At 38.1% G+C, this 17,347-nt stretch carries 12 protein-coding genes and 1 pseudogene; 2 read left to right on the forward strand and 11 right to left on the reverse strand.

The genetic code is table 11. The annotated features are described in order from the left end of the window. Positions 1–226: 226 nt before the first annotated feature. The 4 genes from FG390_RS08995 to ilvN form a co-directional block, all read right to left on the reverse strand. A complete protein-coding gene (locus FG390_RS08995; protein ID WP_141190722.1) occupies positions 227–946 on the reverse strand; it encodes a YjjG family noncanonical pyrimidine nucleotidase in 720 nt (239 codons plus the stop codon). An 88-nt stretch (positions 947–1,034) separates the two neighbouring features. Next, a complete protein-coding gene (locus FG390_RS09000) occupies positions 1,035–1,847 on the reverse strand; it encodes an alpha/beta fold hydrolase (RefSeq protein WP_141190723.1) in 813 nt (270 codons plus the stop codon). Positions 1,848–2,059: 212 nt separating this feature from the next. Next, positions 2,060–2,989, reverse strand: coding sequence for a glutaminase A (gene glsA, locus FG390_RS09005; protein WP_141190724.1), 930 nt, complete (start codon positions 2,987–2,989; stop codon positions 2,060–2,062). A 153-nt stretch (positions 2,990–3,142) separates the two neighbouring features. After that, positions 3,143–4,624 (reverse strand): acetolactate synthase small subunit, encoded by a 1,482-nt coding sequence (ilvN, locus tag FG390_RS09010; RefSeq protein WP_141190725.1) that lies wholly within the window; start codon positions 4,622–4,624, stop codon positions 3,143–3,145. 187 nt (positions 4,625–4,811) lie between these two features. Here ilvN and FG390_RS09015 point away from each other — a divergent pair, with 187 nt between their 5' ends. After that, positions 4,812–5,714 (forward strand): LysR family transcriptional regulator, encoded by a 903-nt coding sequence (locus tag FG390_RS09015; protein ID WP_141190726.1) that lies wholly within the window; start codon positions 4,812–4,814, stop codon positions 5,712–5,714. 504 nt (positions 5,715–6,218) lie between these two features. Here FG390_RS09015 and FG390_RS09020 read toward each other — a convergent pair. The 3 genes from FG390_RS09020 to FG390_RS09030 form a co-directional block, all read right to left on the reverse strand. Then, positions 6,219–8,021: a carbon starvation CstA family protein gene (locus FG390_RS09020; RefSeq protein ID WP_141190727.1), complete on the reverse strand. Its 1,803-nt coding sequence runs from the start codon at positions 8,019–8,021 to the stop codon at positions 6,219–6,221. A gap of 450 nt (positions 8,022–8,471) precedes the next feature. Next, complete coding sequence (locus FG390_RS09025) at positions 8,472–8,654, reverse strand: hypothetical protein (RefSeq protein WP_141190728.1); 183 nt, start codon at positions 8,652–8,654, stop codon at positions 8,472–8,474. A gap of 670 nt (positions 8,655–9,324) precedes the next feature. Next, positions 9,325–10,164 carry an aldo/keto reductase gene (locus FG390_RS09030; protein ID WP_141190729.1) on the reverse strand — a complete coding sequence of 280 codons (840 nt, stop codon included), beginning with the start codon at positions 10,162–10,164 and terminating at the stop codon, positions 9,325–9,327. Positions 10,165–10,377: 213 nt separating this feature from the next. Between FG390_RS09030 and FG390_RS16285 the strand changes: the two are divergent. Then, a pseudogene (locus tag FG390_RS16285) lies at positions 10,378–10,965 on the forward strand (YvbJ-related protein). An 88-nt stretch (positions 10,966–11,053) separates the two neighbouring features. Here the strand turns inward: FG390_RS16285 and FG390_RS09040 are convergent. The 4 genes from FG390_RS09040 to glnA form a co-directional block, all read right to left on the reverse strand. After that, the gene (locus FG390_RS09040; protein ID WP_141190731.1) at positions 11,054–11,509 is read right to left on the reverse strand and encodes a GNAT family N-acetyltransferase; all 456 of its coding nucleotides are present in this window, start codon (positions 11,507–11,509) and stop codon (positions 11,054–11,056) included. Between the two features lie 423 nt (positions 11,510–11,932). Next, positions 11,933–13,315, reverse strand: a complete 1,383-nt coding sequence (locus FG390_RS09045) for an amino acid permease (RefSeq protein WP_141190732.1) — start codon at positions 13,313–13,315, stop codon at positions 11,933–11,935. Between the two features lie 730 nt (positions 13,316–14,045). Beyond that, positions 14,046–15,407 (reverse strand): aspartate kinase, encoded by a 1,362-nt coding sequence (locus FG390_RS09050; protein WP_141190733.1) that lies wholly within the window; start codon positions 15,405–15,407, stop codon positions 14,046–14,048. Between the two features lie 318 nt (positions 15,408–15,725). Then, entirely contained in the window at positions 15,726–17,060 is a 1,335-nt protein-coding gene (gene glnA, locus FG390_RS09055; protein ID WP_141190734.1) for a type I glutamate--ammonia ligase, read from the reverse strand. Positions 17,061–17,347 lie beyond the last annotated feature (287 nt).

Here is a 17,347-nt window from a genome sequence, read left to right on the forward strand (position 1 = left end):
GCGTGTTCAAAAAGGTGACAAACTAGAAGAAGCAAGAAGATCAAGGCGGCGCAGTTCCTTAGGACCGGAATGTAGGTTTTTACTACATGAGGACCGGAAAAAAAAGTGGGCGCCGAGATTCGTAGCTTATCATTTGGTGACTTTTTGAACAACCTCTATAAATGAAGTATTTTTAAGGGGAACCGATTTTAAATTGGTTCCCCCTTCTATATGAATCTACTATGGATCAATGCTGACTTACAGTCTCAGACTCTCTTTCTATATTTAAAATGTGATAGAGTTCCTCAAGTTTTTGGATTTGATAGGTTGGTGTTATCTCTGTTTGATTAGGTTTCGTTTTAGGGTTGAACCAACACGTATCAATTCCGGCCAACTCGCCACCTTTTATATCAGAGGTTAAGGAATCACCAATAATTAGAGTTTCTTCCAAAGAAATATCAGGAATTCGCGCAAACACATAATCAAAAAATTCCTTCATTGGCTTTTGAAATCCTGTATCTTCTGAAACAAAAATATCCTTAAACAATGGAAATAACCCAGAGTCACGCAACCGTTTGTCCTGTGTCTCAGCAACACCATTAGTCACGATATATAAATCATATTTATTTTTAAGATCCTCTATCAATTCAATAGCCCCGCTAATCAGCTGATGACCTTCTTTCAAATAACTACGGTATTTCATTCCGAGCGCAAGGCCATCGACACTTTGGCCATACTCCTTAAATAGCAAGGAAAATCGTGTACCTACAATCTCATCACGCTTAATTTTTCCTTCTTCAAAAGACCGCCATAGTCCTTGATTGATTTGTTTATAACGCGCTTCAATATCTAAGGTTAAAGGAATATTTTGTTCCTCAAAAAGTGACCGCAAAGCAAATACTTCTGCCGCCTGAAAATCTAGGAGTGTATCATCTACATCAAATAATAGCGTTCGATAATGTTTCAAATTGCCGTCCCCATTTTTACTTTTTTATCTATTATAACACTTTAGTCACGACGGATTATAGACTCATAGATATCCCCAAATCCATTAATCACCCTATAAACTGTGCTAATTCTTTATTGAATTTATCTCGCTCATCCCAAAATAATCCATGACCACTATATTTAAATGGGACAAGCCTAGAATTTTTTATCCCTTGTTTTTGAGCCTCTGCTAGAGGAAAATGACATACTTTGTCATGAATACCGTGTAGAATGAGTGTTGGAATCTGAATCTTCCCCATATCTTGAAATAGGCTTTCTTCATGTAACCATGTGCCTGCAATCTTTGCCGTAGACCAACTTGCGGCTTGCAGTCCTAATTGAAAAAACCAATTTGAGAAAGGCTGTGTGATATGTTGAAAGAAGAACATGTTACCAAATCCCTGTAACATATTCGGCCGGTCATGATAGGTACTTTGAATGATTTGTTTTACATCTTCTGCTTTTAGTCCATATGGAAAATACGGGCGCTTGATAAGACTAGGTACGGCAGCCGCAAGAAGAGCTAGCTTTGAAACTCCATATCCATGGTGCCTAGCCACATATCGAACGGCTACAGCTCCTCCCGTAGAATGGCCAGCCAATGTAATATTTTGTAACTTGAGTGCTTCTATAACGCCTCGTACATCATCTGCTAAACGATCATAGTCATATCCTTCCCAAGGCTTATCTGACTGACCAAATCCTCTGAGGTCCATGCCGATACAACGATAGCCCTTTTGGGGGAGCTGATTAAATTGGTACTCAAACATCTTGTGATTAGCCGGCCAGCCATGAATAAATAAGATCGTCTTTTTGCTCATCCGATTGATATCTTCTACATAAATATTAACATCTCGCTCTACTCTTACGTAGTACCCCAAGTTGCTACCCCCATTAATAAAAGTCTCATGATAGAAACTATATTCAAGGGGACAACCTGTCTTAACCAAAAATTCTAAAAAATTTTAACCATATCACTGCAACAAAACCCCTGGCGAATCCATACCTTGTCCCAAAAACCCTAATTTTTTATAAAAATTTTGTTTTCCCGCGGCACAAAATCATCCAAGTTTTTCTTCAATACATTTTCCAATTAAAACATACTTAATGAATATTTTTCTGCCAGCATTTCTAACAATTTTACCCCTGCAACACTATTTCCTTTATCATCAAGGGCAGGTCCTGAAATGCCAATGCCGAAGCGGTTTGGAACAGCACCTAATATGCCTCCGGATACACCACTTTTTGCCGGTATGCCAACACGGACCGCAAATTCACCTGAAGCATTATACATACCGCACGTTACCATAAATGTTTTACAAAGGCGGGCAACATACTCTGGCATGACTCTTTCTTTTGTAATTGGATCAATGCCCCCTAATGCAAATACGATGCCAATTCTCGCTAAATCCAAGCAATTCACTTCAATTGCACATTGTTTTGTATATAAATCTAACAGCTCTTCGACATTTTCATCAATGATGCCATGCTGCTTCATGAAATAACATAAAGACCGATTTAAATGCGACGTTTCGAACTCAGATTGTGCCACTTCTTTTGAATAGTGTATATCTTCACTTCCTGTTAGCAATTGAATAAAAGATAAAATATTTGATAATCTTTCTTCAACAGAATGTCCTTCAATCATATGAGTAACTGCCAGCGCCCCTGCATTGATCATCGGATTAAGCGGTTTGGATGGATTACTGATTTCTAATTTCACAATAGAATTAAAAGGGTCACCTGTAGGTTCATAGCCAACTTTGCTGAAAACAAACTCTTCCCCGCGCTGAATTAATGCGAGCGCAAGCGTCAACACTTTTGAAATACTTTGAAGTGTGATTTTTTCTTCTATGTTTCCAGCAAAAACATATTTGCCATCGGGATAATAAATCGCAATGGATAAATCATCGGGGTTGGCCTTGCTTAATGCCGGAATATAATCTGCCACTTTTCCCATCTTGGTGTATTGTTTGGCTTCTTTTAATAAATTTTCTAATTCAATATTTGTTTGACAAGGCATATATGCTCACCAACTTTTTTGAAATTGTCTCGTTTGACTAGGAATATAAATATGATAGATGTTATTAATTTTACCTTAAACACACGATTTCATTTATGAAATCGTGTGTTTAAGGTCTTCACTTGTTTAAACGGTGCCAATTTATAGCTATGATTACTTTGCTGTCCTTGTTTTTATAAAACCTGCCCTTTTCTCCGCTCTTCTATCAATCATCCAATAGACCATACTCACGATAATCATAACCGTCATCAAAACAGAATAATATTCAATGGCGTTAATTAGTCCAATCCAATGCGCAATAAATCCAAGACCTAATACAGGAATACTAACGCCTAAATACGTTAACACATAAAATGAGGCAATAATGTCACCACGTTGTTTATCTGGTGAAATGTTATTCGTCAATGCCAGACTGCCTGCAAAAGTCGGTCCATGTCCAAATCCAATTAAAATGGTGGTTAAAAATAATAAGAAAAGAGATTGTGTTACTAATGTTAAAACCAAAGCCCCTAGTCCTAAGATTAATAGAAGATATCCTATTAATACTAAATTTTGTACAGGTAGCTTTTTAAGAATTATTTGACTCACGGTTGAAATGATAAGGACGAGAGCAACGATAGATCCTGAGATAACCAAATTAGAGCTTCCAACCAATTGATTCGTATAACTCGGAATAACCGAAAGCATTAAACTCATAATTGACCATGCTACAAAAGATGTCATGCCCGATAAATAGAATCGTCCGCGAATGGTTTTTGGGACAGAAGGTTTATGAAGTTGAATCGTTTTCCGAGGTCTAACTTTTTCACTCATATATAAGAGTCCAATAAAACCTGGAACGGCGAGCAAGATATGAATCAGATAAGAAAGTTTAGTAGGAAGCGGAGCATATTCGCCCAAAAATCCGGACAATATGGGGCCAAGTGCATTTCCCACTGTGACAGCCATTGCGCCAACGAAAGCAGCCTTGATTCTGTTTTGCTTTACATCTAATTCCGTTAATGCTGCAACAGCGACACCGTTTAACATACCTACAGACAGACCTTGGAAAACACGAGAGATTAAGAGCATTTCTATGTTATTCGATAATACAAAGAATAAAGATCCGATGATGGTGAAGAACACGCCTGGAATGAGTAGTTTCCTTCTTCCCAATTGATCAGATAATTGACCAGATATAATAATCGTCGGAATGACGACAATAGCATAAATGGCAAATAGGAGTGTAACCATGCTTGGTGATAAATGCCATGTAGTACGGTAGACAGCGAGTAGTGGAGAAGGAATATTCGTTCCAAGAAGGGTGATGAATAGACTATATGCAACGAGCCAAAATGCTATGGTACGATTGGAAAAAATACGATGTAACCGATTGCCAATAACGTTTAGTAGAGGATTTTGATCCATCACATTCACTTGAATCACATCAATTAGGCTTTCTAGCTGCTTCAAGACTTTTTCAAGATTGTTATCTTCAATTGTAAGCGAAATTCTCATTCTTGATGTATGTCGTTCTTTGTACTTTCCAACCGTTAATGAATCAATATTAAGCCCTGATTGACTAAACAAACTGGAAACTTGAGTTAATGTGCCTGGCTGGTTTTTTACAATGACCGAAATTTGGTGCGTTTGCAACGATCAATTCCTCCGTTCAAAAATTCTCGAACAAGGCTTATAGGAAACTTCTCCTTTACCCGTCTATTTTTAACAGATTTCTTTAACTATATTTTTATGATATCATCCTATTGGGTATATGGATAATATCTGTTTTATTTGTTTATCATACCTAAAAGGTATAATCAGTATGGAGGAATCAGAAGCAATGGATATTAGACAGCTCCGCTATTTTTTAGCTATAGCTAAGGAAGGACAAATTACTCGAGCCGCAAAGAAACTGAACATTGAACAACCTCCATTGAGTCGTCAATTAAAAATGATCGAAGAAGAACTCGGTGTCACGTTGTTTGATCGAAGTGGAAGACAAATGAAATTAACCGAAGCCGGAACCATTTTACAAGCTAAAGCAGAAAGTATTATTCAACAACTTAATGAAACGGTGACTGAGATACAGGAAATAGATCAAGGTATCCAAGGCATGCTTTCCATTGGTTCTGTATTCTCATGCGTATCCTTATTACCGCAAAAAATAGCTTTGTTTCGCGAACAATATCCACGCGTCACCTTTAAAATTTTAGAAGGGGATCATTCCGTATTAGGTGAGTATTTAGAGAGCCGGAATATTGAATTAGTCTTAACAAGACTTCCCTTTGAATCAAATTACGATCCAACTAGATATTCAACACTAAGTCTACCCTCCGATCCTTTTGTCATTGTGGTGCCTAAGAACCGGAATTGGCGCCCTTCTCAGTCTTCCTTTTTATTAAAAGACTTAGAAAATATTCCCCTTATCGCTTTAAAAAGTGATCGAACCATTCAACTGAATGAAAAAATTGTCAACGAATGTCGGCGGTTAGGCTTTGAACCGAATATTATATGCGAATGTTCAAGTGTCTCCATCACGATTGCACTTGTTATTGCCGGAATAGGTGTCACGATTCTCCCTAAATCTGTCCTATCTTCTTTTTCCATTTCTGATATAGAGTTATATGACTTACCTGATATCACAGTGCAATCGGAAGTAGGAATTGTGTGGTTGAAGAATCGCTATCTTTCCAAAAGCGCAAGGCGGTTTATCGAGTTGTTTGAATGGGATAACGAGGAATAGTACCTGCCTTTGAACTATCAATATTTTAGAATTTATATGGAATCTATTCATACTAAGATCCAATCTTTCAAACCCGAAAGGAATATCATAGCTGCGTGTGTACATGACGCTGAGAAAATCACGGTAAACTGCCATATAGGAAATCAGACCTAATTATTAGAACTAATTAACCTATTAAAAACAGAACTCGATTAAAACGATCGTAGTAAACTATGGATTATCGTGATTTTATCTTAGATTTAAAAAAAGAAGGTGTACTTAAAAGTATGGTTTTTATGGACTAATAGATGTATTAAACAGATCAGGAAATGGTCTCCTGCTGACACTGGTAGTATGTTCGTTCGTTATTACGGGTTATCTTCAAATATGTAATGAATAGGAAAAGAGAAATATAGAAATCAAGAAAATATTTGCAGCTTACTTACCTCGCTCGAAAAGAAGCAAAAGAAAAAGACAATACCAACTTAGCTGGCACTGTCTTTCATTACTTGTAGGTTATGCTATCTACTCTACTACACCTGTTTCCCTGCGTATTTTCGCAGCAGGATTATTCCAGTTATCCATCCAATTCTTCGCGGCAGTGACAAGGATGACTAGACCTAAAATTAGCATGAATATCGAAAGAATAGCATTAAGGACGCTATATCCAGGAGCCGCAGGATTCAGATAAACATGTTGCACCATCCAAAACCCCGCATAGTTGACGGTTACATAAAGGTATGCTAGCGGAATCAAACACGTCAACATATATCGCCTCTTATCCGCAAATTTAAGAATGATCGTAGCTCCGACAATTAATCCGATCGATGCCATCAGCTGATTGGAAACGCCGAATAACACCCAAACCGAACCGATATCTCCTGAGAAGAGCAAATAACCCCAGAGCAGGCAAGCCAAAGCACTGGCGAAAATATTACCTGGAACCCAGTCCACTCGTTTTAAAGGGCTGTAATAAGTACCTCCAAAATCTTGAATAAGATATCTGGCAACACGCGTTCCGGCATCAATGGCCGTCAAAATGAACAACGCTTCAAACATGATGACAAATTGATAGAAGAATGCCGCAAAATTGCTGAACCACGAAATCCCTGTAAAAATATAGGTCATTCCGACAGCAAGTGTTACCGCACCGCCTGTTCGCCCCTCAAGATCCAAACCAATTTCCTGATTGAGCTGCGCCAGGTTCACCGTTTGCATACCTAACGTCTTAAATACCTCTGGGGCCGAGTTGATTGCGAAATAATCTCCGGGATGTAGGGCTGTGGCCGCTACAAGCGCCATAATACCGACCACGCACTCCACCAGCATGGCTCCAAAGCCGACAAATTTAATATCACTCCAGCGATCGAGCATTTTAGGCGTTGTTCCAGATCCGACGAAAGCATGAAACCCAGAAATAGCACCACACGCAATCGTAATCGAAATGAACGGCCACACAGGACCATTTATGACTGGTCCCCCGCCATGAACGAATTCCGTTAATGCAGGCATTTGCAACGTAGGGTTTACGACAAAAACCCCCAAAATAAGTGCAACAAACACGCCTATTTTCATAAAGCTACTTAAATAGTCACGCGGTGCTAATAGTAACCACACCGGTAAAGCCGCAGCAAAAAATGCATAGAGTGGCAAAATGATCGATAACGTTTTTACATCGAACGTCAGCCATTCTCCGAGCGCCGTGTCCTTGATTAACGGTCCGCAGAACACCGCAACGATAATAAGCAAAAATCCAACTAGACTCGCAACCTTCAGATTTCCGGTTTTTCGATGATATAACCCGACAGCCATGGCAATTGGGATCGTAACCCCGACCGAGAAGGTTCCCCACGGATTACGTTCTAATGCATGGAGCACCACCATCGAAAGACCGGCCATCGTAATAGTAATAATAAATAGCATGGCAAGCCCTGTACAAAAACCTGCTACCGGCCCTAATTCTTTCTTCGCAACTTCAGATAAAGATTCCCCCTTTTGTCGCATCGACGCAAATAATACGACTGTATCGTGTACGGCTCCTCCGATTACCGCACCAATCAAAAGCCAAAGGAGACTCGGAAGATAGCCAAATTGTGCCGCAAGAACAGGACCTACGAGGGGACCAGCTGCAGCAATCGCAGCAAAGTGATGCCCAAAGGTGACCCAGCGATTTGTCGGTACATAATTCTTCCCATCCTCTAACTCGTGAGCGGGAGTCTTTTTGGAATCATCCAATTTAAGAACCTTTACAGCCATAAACGTGCCGTATAATCGATATGCTATCGCAAGGATGCAAATCGAGCCAATCACCAACGTAATCGCATTCATTTTGTTTTGCCTCCTTTTTTCAATGTATTGGCATTATACTCAAAATCACCGCTACCGGAAACGCTTTCATAATAAATGAAGAGAATAAATTGATTTAGCTTCTTGATACCGATTCTTGCTGACTTCTCTAATAGGTTTTTCCTTGCAATAAAGAAAGGATAATTTGAAAATGCGATGACTCCATTGTTTTAATTTATGCTGATGGAAGATGATGCAACACTGTTTCAATAAATAAAAGAACGCTTAAGTCAGTGGACTTATGAAGTGCCGCTGTCCTTGATTTCGGCAAGGCGATGGAAGCATTGACTTGCAATAAACCTGGATATAGTAATTATAGATATTCAATTGCCCAAATTTGACGGATTTCACTAGTGCCGTATGAATCGATCTCATTCCAATGTTTCGATGATCGTCTTTTGATTTTTTTGTACATGGCCGCCCAATCGCTGTTTAAGCTCTGCTGAGCTGACTTCCGCCCAATTGATCCACAAATTTGATAAGGTTTTGAATGAATCGAATACCTTTTTCCCGTGTAGCTTCGTCTGGAGAAGCCAGATCCATGTCAGGCGATAGACCCAAACAATAGGTCAATTCAATATTATGATCATCCGATATCCATTGTACTTTATTCATTTCCGTTGATCTTGCTCGATCATTCCAGGAAACGGTTCTACTTCGAGCGCATCAAAGCCTAGATTCGTAGTCCATAGTATGAGGTGTGGTTATATATCCGTTATTCCACTCTTGCGTAAATATCCAAAATAAATCACCTCTTATTCTGTCTTACTTCACATCCTATAGATCGTGTAAGAATCTTTTAAAATCGAATAAATAATTTCACAAAAGAAAATTCTTAACTTAAGTGATGAGTGGTGAGTAAAGTGATGATGTCAAGTCAGTCTCGTCTCTATGTATTAAAAATACTTCTTATACAATTAAGAAGTCACAATCCTAAGAAATTTACTTTAAATGAGTTATAGTGTATGTTCAAAAAGGTGACAAATTAGAAGCAAGAAGGCTAAGAGCGGCGCTGTTTTGAGGACCGGCATTCCACATGACGTGGTAGCTTCAGGCGCCCGCCACAGGACGTGAGCGATTTTAGTTGAAGGTCCTCCTGTATCCCACTACATGAGGACCGGAAAAACGAGTGGGCGCCGAGATTCGTAGCTTATCATTTGTTGACTTTTTGAACAACCTCTTATACGAATAAATAATAAGAGCATGTTTCTCTTTAAAACATGCTCTCAAAGTGTACGCTTATCTTTTTTAGCTCTGTTAAAACAATTTATCGTTTAACTCAATTTTAAAACTCCTCGTATTTGGCTGGATCCTGATTTTGTAACCGACCATTTGGCTGACTCAACTGACCAATCGTTTGCATTTCTTCATCAGTTAACGAGAAGTCAAATAATGTTAGATTCTCTAGTTGACGCGCTGGAGATGACGCTTTTGGGATTGGCAATGCACCAAGCTGTATGTGCCAACGAAGAATAATTTGCGGAATTGATTTATGATGGCTGTCTGCAATCTGCTGAATCGTGCTATCCTCTAGCAATGTACTCGCTCGCCCAAGCGGACTCCAAGATTCTGTCACAATGCCATGTTCCCTATCCCATGCTCTCTGTTTTTCTTGAGAAAAGTAAGGATGCAGTTCGACCTGATTTACACTTGGGGTAACACCTGTTTCTTGAATCAAGCGTTCCAAATGTTCCGGCAGAAAGTTACAAACGCCAATAGAGCGAATAAGTCCCCATTTCTTAGCATCAATCAAGGCTCTCCAAGCATCGACATATAGATCCTTGCTCGGATTTGGCCAGTGTATGAGATACAAGTCATAATAATCTAATCCCGCTCGTAAAAGAGATTCCTGAATTGTTGTGATAGCCTCGTCGTAGGCGTGATGCCGTCCAGGTAACTTAGATGTAATACGTAGTTGCTCACGCGGGACTGAACTGCGCCTTACCGCCTCACCGAGCGCCCCTTCATTCTCATAATTAAAGGCTGAGTCAAGTAAACGATAACCTACATCGATCGCGCTGACTATCGTGTTTACACCCGCTGCACCATTCAATTTGTACGTACCAAAACCGATTGCTGGAAGTGTTAACCCGTCATTAAGCGTTATTTCTGGAATTGCATTCACCTAGGATCACTCCTTTCTTATTAATTTTTAATTTAACACTATAGAATCTTTAAGTCTAACAAACTGCTATTCATATTCATGTTTTAAAGTGTTCAATAGAGAGGAAAGACTATATCGAAAAACGTTATTATATAATAATGATTCAAGAATTTCATTCGTTTAACAATGTCGTACGGTCCTGTTTTCCCAGGAAGTTATCAGTTAAAGAAAAAAATGATTAACGAGCTCGGTATTTTTATAAAAAATGAAAAGATCTCAGTTTGGAGCAAAGAAAATTCAGTTACGGTTGATTCGAACATTCAAAAGAAGATTGTTCAGACAGTCCATCAATTCAATCAGGAAGTTTCCTTATGGGAAACAACTGAAAATGATCCCGCAAAACTGACATCGGCAACCCCAAATGTCCAAGATTATCAGACATCGTTGCGGAAACCGGAATTTGATGCGGCTAAAAAATATATCACAGAAATCCAATCAGCCTACCTAGGTATGATCGTTGATATGGACAGCATCGATATTTGGTATAGTGGTGATCGTTGAAATGCTTCACGCGATATTTTCGTATCTTATAAATATGGAATAAAACTTAAAAGCCAACAACCATTCAAAGATTTATCCTATAAGCGCAGTCAGAAAATCCGTCTCATTTTCGACAAAGAAGCGAAAAAGTGGTTGATCAATGGGTTAGATGATAATTATGTCACGGAAAGCACGGTTGATACATGGGATCATCAGGAAGATGTGAAAGTTTCAAACCCAAAAGTACAGACTTGGCATTCAGGAGGAGCAACTAACTTCTAAAAGACTGCTTCTAAAGAAAATCCAAATCATTTATTTTACTAAACTTATTTGTGATTTGTTTGACCCTAAAATTTATTTTTAACCCAATTCACAATTCCTTTGTCATGTAAACGCTATTAGGGTCTTCAGTATAATTCGAAAATGGCTGACAATACTGAAATCCAAAACTTGCGTAAAGTCTTCTAGCTGGTTCAAAAGAATCCGTTGGTCCTGTTTCGAGACTTATTCTCAGGTAGCCACGACGTTTGGCCTCTTCAATGATGTGTTGGAGAAGCCCTTTTGCAACACCCTTTCTCAAATGTGCTGAAGATGTTCGCATCGATTTTATTTCTCCATGTTGTGGATCAAGTTCCTTAATGGCCCCGCAGCCTATACATTCCTCTCCTTCCCATGCACTCCAAAATGTGATTTCTGGCTTTCGCAAGGCTTCAAGATTTAATGCATGCATGCTTTCAGGAGGCGACTGCTCAGCCATACTATTAAAATGCTCGGTTACGAGTTTAATAACCTTGGAATCCGTTAAATCATCTATTTTAAATTGCACATTCATGACCCCCTCAAATTAACATTTGTGATTTGTTTAGGAATTTTATTAATAGTGCGTGTTCAAAAAGGCGATGAATTAGAAGCAAGAAGATCAAGGCGGCGCTGTTTTGAGGACCGGAATGTAGGTTTTTACTACATGAGGACCGGAAAAACGAGTGGGCGCCGAGATTCGTAGCTTATCATTTGTTGACTTTTTGAACAACCTCTAATAGTAAGTTCAACATTGGTATTATATCGATGTCCAAAGAATAGCATTGTTTATTTGATAGCAATACTCCCAATTTTCAAAAGTATACTGTCCCCTCACAACAACTTAGTGAACTTCTCCTTAAAACATCTTTATAAACAACAACACCTGCGTTCTTATTTCTAAGTACACAGATGTTGTTAAATCATTTATCAATCATGAATGCATGATATCTTAACTCTTTTTCTGATCGACGGGAGGTTCAAAAGGTCGCTTGCCAATACCAAAAGCGTAATAACTCATGGCAACAAGCCCTAAGAAAATAACTCCGACAATAAGCGATAGACGTGTGTCATCATTGAACCACATACCGATCAATACGATGATTAAAAAAGCCATCGTTAAATAATTTGAAAAAGGCGCAAAGGGCATTTTGAATGGGTGTTTAGTCAATTCTGCTCCCTTTACTTTTCTGAACCGCATTTGACTTATGAGAATGGTAAACCAAGGTATCATACCTGGGAGAACACTTGCACTATAGACATAGACAAAAATCTTTGGTGGTGCAATATAGTTTAAGACAACACCAACGGCTAAACCGATGAGAACGGCAATCGTACCGTACAATGGTACACCATTACGCGTGAGTTTCATAAAGAATTTCGGTGCTTGTCCATTTTCTCCTAATGTATAAAGCATTCGTCCTGCACTAAAAATACCGCTATTACAGCCAGACATGGCGGCTGTAATGACGACAAAGTTAATAATCCCAGCCGCTGCTGTAATCCCGACTTTTGCAAAAGTAGAAACAAACGGGCTTCCAAGTGAACCAAGCTCATTCCAAGGATATACCGTGACAATAACAAAAATGGCTCCAATATAAAAGATTAAAATACGCCAAATAGTACTTTGTATCGCATTGGTTAACGTTTTTTGTGGATCTTTTGCTTCGCCAGCTGTAATTCCAATGAGTTCAACCCCTTGATAAGCAGCAATGACGAGGGATAGCGCAAAGAAAAATCCTGTAAAACCATTTGTAAAGAAGCCTCCATGTGCCCAAAGATTCGATAGACCGATGGCGTCTCCTCCATTACCAAATCCAAAGAAAATAAGACCAATCCCAGCAATAATCATTAATATGATGGTCACAATTTTAATCATCGCAAACCAAAATTCAAATTCTCCAAATGATTTAACGGAAACTAAATTCGCTGTTCCAAGAATCACCATAGCAATAATACCTGGTATCCAAGCAGGTAACTCTGGAAACCAATATTTCATGTACTCCCCAACAACAATAATTTCTGACATTCCAACAATAACCCATTGGAACCAGTTACTCCATGCAGTCATGTAACCTGCTAATGGATGTATGTACTTATGGCCAAATGTTGCAAAAGAACCTGTACTTGGTTCTAAGTACAACATTTCTCCCATGGCACGCATGATAAAAAAGATAAATACACCAGCAATGGCATAAGCAAGTAAGACAGATGGACCTGTCCACCCAATTGTGCTGGTCGATCCTTTAAATAACCCAACGCCAATCGTACCGCCTAGAGCGATCATTTGGATGTGACGCGCACCCAAACCTCTCTTCAGTTCTTTGTTCGCCACTTCATTTCCTCCTCTTAGATGATCAAGTGCCCAAATCACTTCAGGCTTACGATGTTGTTTAGAAATGATGAAGTAGGCATCACTTTTTCAATCTATCAAAAGCTTACCTTCAAACCATTCTCACTTCATATGTCACATTTTAGCAATCGGAAAGGCGATTTTTTCATATCACTAATATCACCCAATACCTTCTTTATAATAGTAAATTCCTCTGAAAAATACAATTGTTTTTTTGGGAGAGACATTTTGTTAAAGTAAAAAAACTTAGAAAAGATACACTTTTAGTATACTTAATAGCATGGATTAGTGGTCTAGCTTCCTGAAATGTCGGCGAGCTTTAAGGGTAAAAAATTAAGACTTCTAAAAGCCTTAATTTCACCTTTTTTACTTCTTTAAAAATCTGATAGATATCTTTGTAAAAAATTTAGAGAGGATTTCCTTATAGTGCGTGTTCAAAAAGGCGATAAATTAGAAGCAAGAAGATCAAGGCGGCGCTGTTTTGAGGACCGGAATGTAGGTTTTTACTACATGAGGACCGGAAAAACGAGCCAACGCCGAGATTCGTAGCTTATCATTTGGTGACTTTTTGAACAACCTCTTATAACAATATATAACTAACGAAAACAAATTTATTTCGCGAAACCTTTTGCGGCTTCGGCTGCTCTATATACTTTCTTTAAATGTAAAAACAGCCTAAATTGAGTGCCACACTCAATTTAGGCTGTTTGTTCTAAACCATGACTCTCACAAAAAATTCTTCATATAAAGCTTGTACGGCTTTTTTCTCAACGGATTCCTTTACGCCAAACATCATACTGACTTCGGATGAACCTTGGTTTATCATTTCAATATTGACTTTTGCTTCGGCTAATGCCTTTGAGGCTCTTGCCGCTGTTCCAATATTTTGACGCATTCCTTCACCTACGAGCATAATAAGCACTAGATTACGTTCAATCTTGACTTCATCTGCATGAAGATCTTCGGTAATTCTTTTAACGATGTGTTTCTCGATGTTCTCATCGATTTGATTTTGTCTTAAAATAACCGTGATATCATCAATACCAGAAGGAATATGTTCATAAGATAACCCAAACTCTTCTAATATTAATAATAATCTCCTGCCAAAACCAATTTCCCTATTCATTAAGTATTTACTAACATAGATACTACAAAACCCTTCATCACTGGCGATTCCAACGACAGGTCCATTTGTATTTTCTCTATCATTTACTATTTTGGTGCCGGGTGCTTCTGGGTTATTCGTATTTTTCACATTGACTGGGATTCCCGCACGAAAAGCCGGAATAAGGGCTTCATCATGAAAAACAGAAAAACCGCCATAAGAAAGTTCTCTCATTTCGCGATAGGTCAGTTCCCGAATTTCTTTAGGATGATTAACAATGTTAGGATTCACAGCATAGACCGCATCGACATCTGTAAAATTCTCATAGATATCTGCTTTCACACCATTTGCCAAAATAGAACCTGTGATGTCCGAACCACTACGAGAGAACGTTACAACCTCGCCAGTTTCGTTATAGCCGAAAAAGCCAGGAAAAACAATAATACCAGATTTTTTTCTTAATTCATATAAACGCTCATAAGATTCAGGTAACACTTGAGCATTTCCAGGATCGTTACTAACTAAAAGTCCTGCTTCTTTTGGTGAAACATAATGTGCATCTAGGCCTTGATGCTTAAAGAACGCGGCGATTAGCTTTGCATTATTATCCTCACCACTTGCTTTCACTGCTTCAATAAAAGATGCTCGATTGCTTTTATCTCCATTAAGTAAAGATAAAAGATCATCTGTTATTTTTTGAATAATATCATTTGAGAGATTAAGTTCTTCTGCTATGCTATGATATCGCTCTATAATCGTTTCACAAATATCACTTGCATCTTCATTTTTAAGATATTTCTCTGCACAACTAATCAATAAGTCTGTTACTTTTATGTCACTAGAATTTCGTTTCCCAGGAGCTGAAACGACGACTATTTTTCGTTCAGGATCCGACGTAACGATTTTAAATACTTTCTTTACTTGTTCACCCGAAGCGAGTGAACTTCCACCAAATTTAACAACTTTCATATTATGACAACCCCTACTGTTGTAACTCACCGAAAATTTATCCCTATTATTACTCTTTTCAGAAAAATAATCAACCCTTTTTCCACGCTATATGAACAAATGTTTACTATAAAGATACATCTGTAACTATTTTGTCCTATTTTATCAATGAATGTTAAAGTGGCAAGACAAACTTAGTTGTGTCACTACTTTATAATAGAATCTATTTATTGATATAAATAGACCATCCATTCGTCATTAATTTAAAAAGACAAAGGATGGTCTATTTTAGAAATTATGTTCTTAACTTAAACGCCAAAACTATTTTTGTTAGAATAATTAGAATTTAAATTGATAGTTATCAATTTCCCAAGCATGGACAGCTGTACGATAATTGTCCCACTCTGCTTTTTTATGGGCTACATATTCATTGAATACGTGCTCCCCAAGCGTTTTAAGACCAATTTCACCAGCTTCTAATTCAGCAATTGCAGTTTCTAATCCACCTGGTAAACTATCAATTCCAAGTTCAGCACGACGGGCATCTGTCATATGGAAGATATCTTCGTCAATTGGAGCCGGTGCTTTTAATCCTTTTTCTATACCATCTAAACCTGCAGTAGCAATGACTGCAAAAGTTAAATATGGGTTAGAAGATGGATCTGGACAACGTAATTCAACACGAGTAGCCATTCCACGTTTTGCAGGAATACGGATTAAAGCTGAACGGTTTGAGGCAGACCAAGCAAGGTAGCAAGGAGCTTCGTAACCTGGTACCAAACGTTTGTAAGAGTTAACTAGAGGATTTGTTACCGCAACAAAACTCTTCATATTTTCTAAAATTCCAGCAATGAATGAGTAGGCTTCTGTTGAAAGCTGTAATTGATCAGACTCATCAAAGAATACATTTTCTCCATCTTTAAATAATGACATGTTAACATGCATACCTGAACCATTGATTCCGAAAACTGGTTTCGGCATGAATGTTGCATGCAATCCATATAGAGATGCAATCTTTTTTACTACCCATTTATAAGTCGTTGCTAAATCCGCTGCACCTAAAGCATCATCATATTTAAAGTTAATTTCATGTTGACCTTCTGCCACTTCATGGTGAAGGGCTTCTATTGTTAATCCCATCGCTTTTAAAGTTTTGAAGATTTCAATACGGACTTTTTCTCCTAAATCATTTGGAGCTGGTTCAAAGTATCCGCCTTTATCACCTAATTCTGTCGTTGGATAGCCCTTTTCATTTGTTTCAAATAAGAAAAATTCTAATTCAGGACCAACAGAAACGGTATATCCTTTTTCAGCAGCACGTGCAACGGTTTTCTTAAGTACGTTACGTGTATCTCCCTCAAACAAAGTTCCATCAGGATTGGTAACAGAGCAAAGGAAACGCGCTTCAGCGTAACCGTCTGTTTCCGTCCAAGGCATGACGACAAACGTATTTAGATCTGGTAATAGGTAAGAATCTGATTTATTGATGGGTGAAAAACCTTTAATAGATGAACCGTCAATCATAATTTTACCTTCTACAGCATCGTCTAATTGTTCTGCCGTAATTGTGATGTTTTTTAAGATCCCTTCAATATCAACAAATTGAAGATGTAATAACTCTACATTTTTTTCTTTAATAATACTCTGAATTTGTTCTAATGTTATCTGTTCCACGTTACTTTACCTCACATTCCTAGTTCCATTGTCTTACTTTAATCCATTATAATTAATATTTAATTTTTATACAATCGTTTTTTTGTATTTTTAAAAATATTTTAACTCAATGGAATATTTTTCATATTATCGCCTCATTTGTATTCTTCGATCATCCTCATGCTATCCAACTTTTTTCACAATACAAAAAAACAGAAATAGGTAAATCACCCCATTTTTTATTGTTAATAAAGGTATGTCATGTTTTCCCTCGAAATTTTTTAATGACAGACAATGATTCGATTTAA

This window comes from Terrilactibacillus laevilacticus (assembly GCF_006517395.1).
GTDB lineage: Bacteria > Bacillota > Bacilli > Bacillales > Sporolactobacillaceae > Terrilactibacillus > Terrilactibacillus laevilacticus.

What these genes read in the sequence shown, in the direction of transcription:
- FG390_RS09025 (WP_141190728.1), bottom strand. Translation starts at nt 8,654, where the DNA reads ATGAATAAAGTACAATGGATATCGGATGATCATAATATTGAATTGACC.
- FG390_RS09050 (WP_141190733.1), bottom strand. Translation starts at nt 15,407, where the DNA reads ATGAAAGTTGTTAAATTTGGTGGAAGTTCACTCGCTTCGGGTGAACAA.
- FG390_RS09015 (WP_141190726.1), top strand. Translation starts at nt 4,812, where the DNA reads ATGGATATTAGACAGCTCCGCTATTTTTTAGCTATAGCTAAGGAAGGA.
- FG390_RS09020 (WP_141190727.1), bottom strand. Translation starts at nt 8,021, where the DNA reads ATGAATGCGATTACGTTGGTGATTGGCTCGATTTGCATCCTTGCGATA.
- glsA (WP_141190724.1), bottom strand. Translation starts at nt 2,989, where the DNA reads ATGCCTTGTCAAACAAATATTGAATTAGAAAATTTATTAAAAGAAGCC.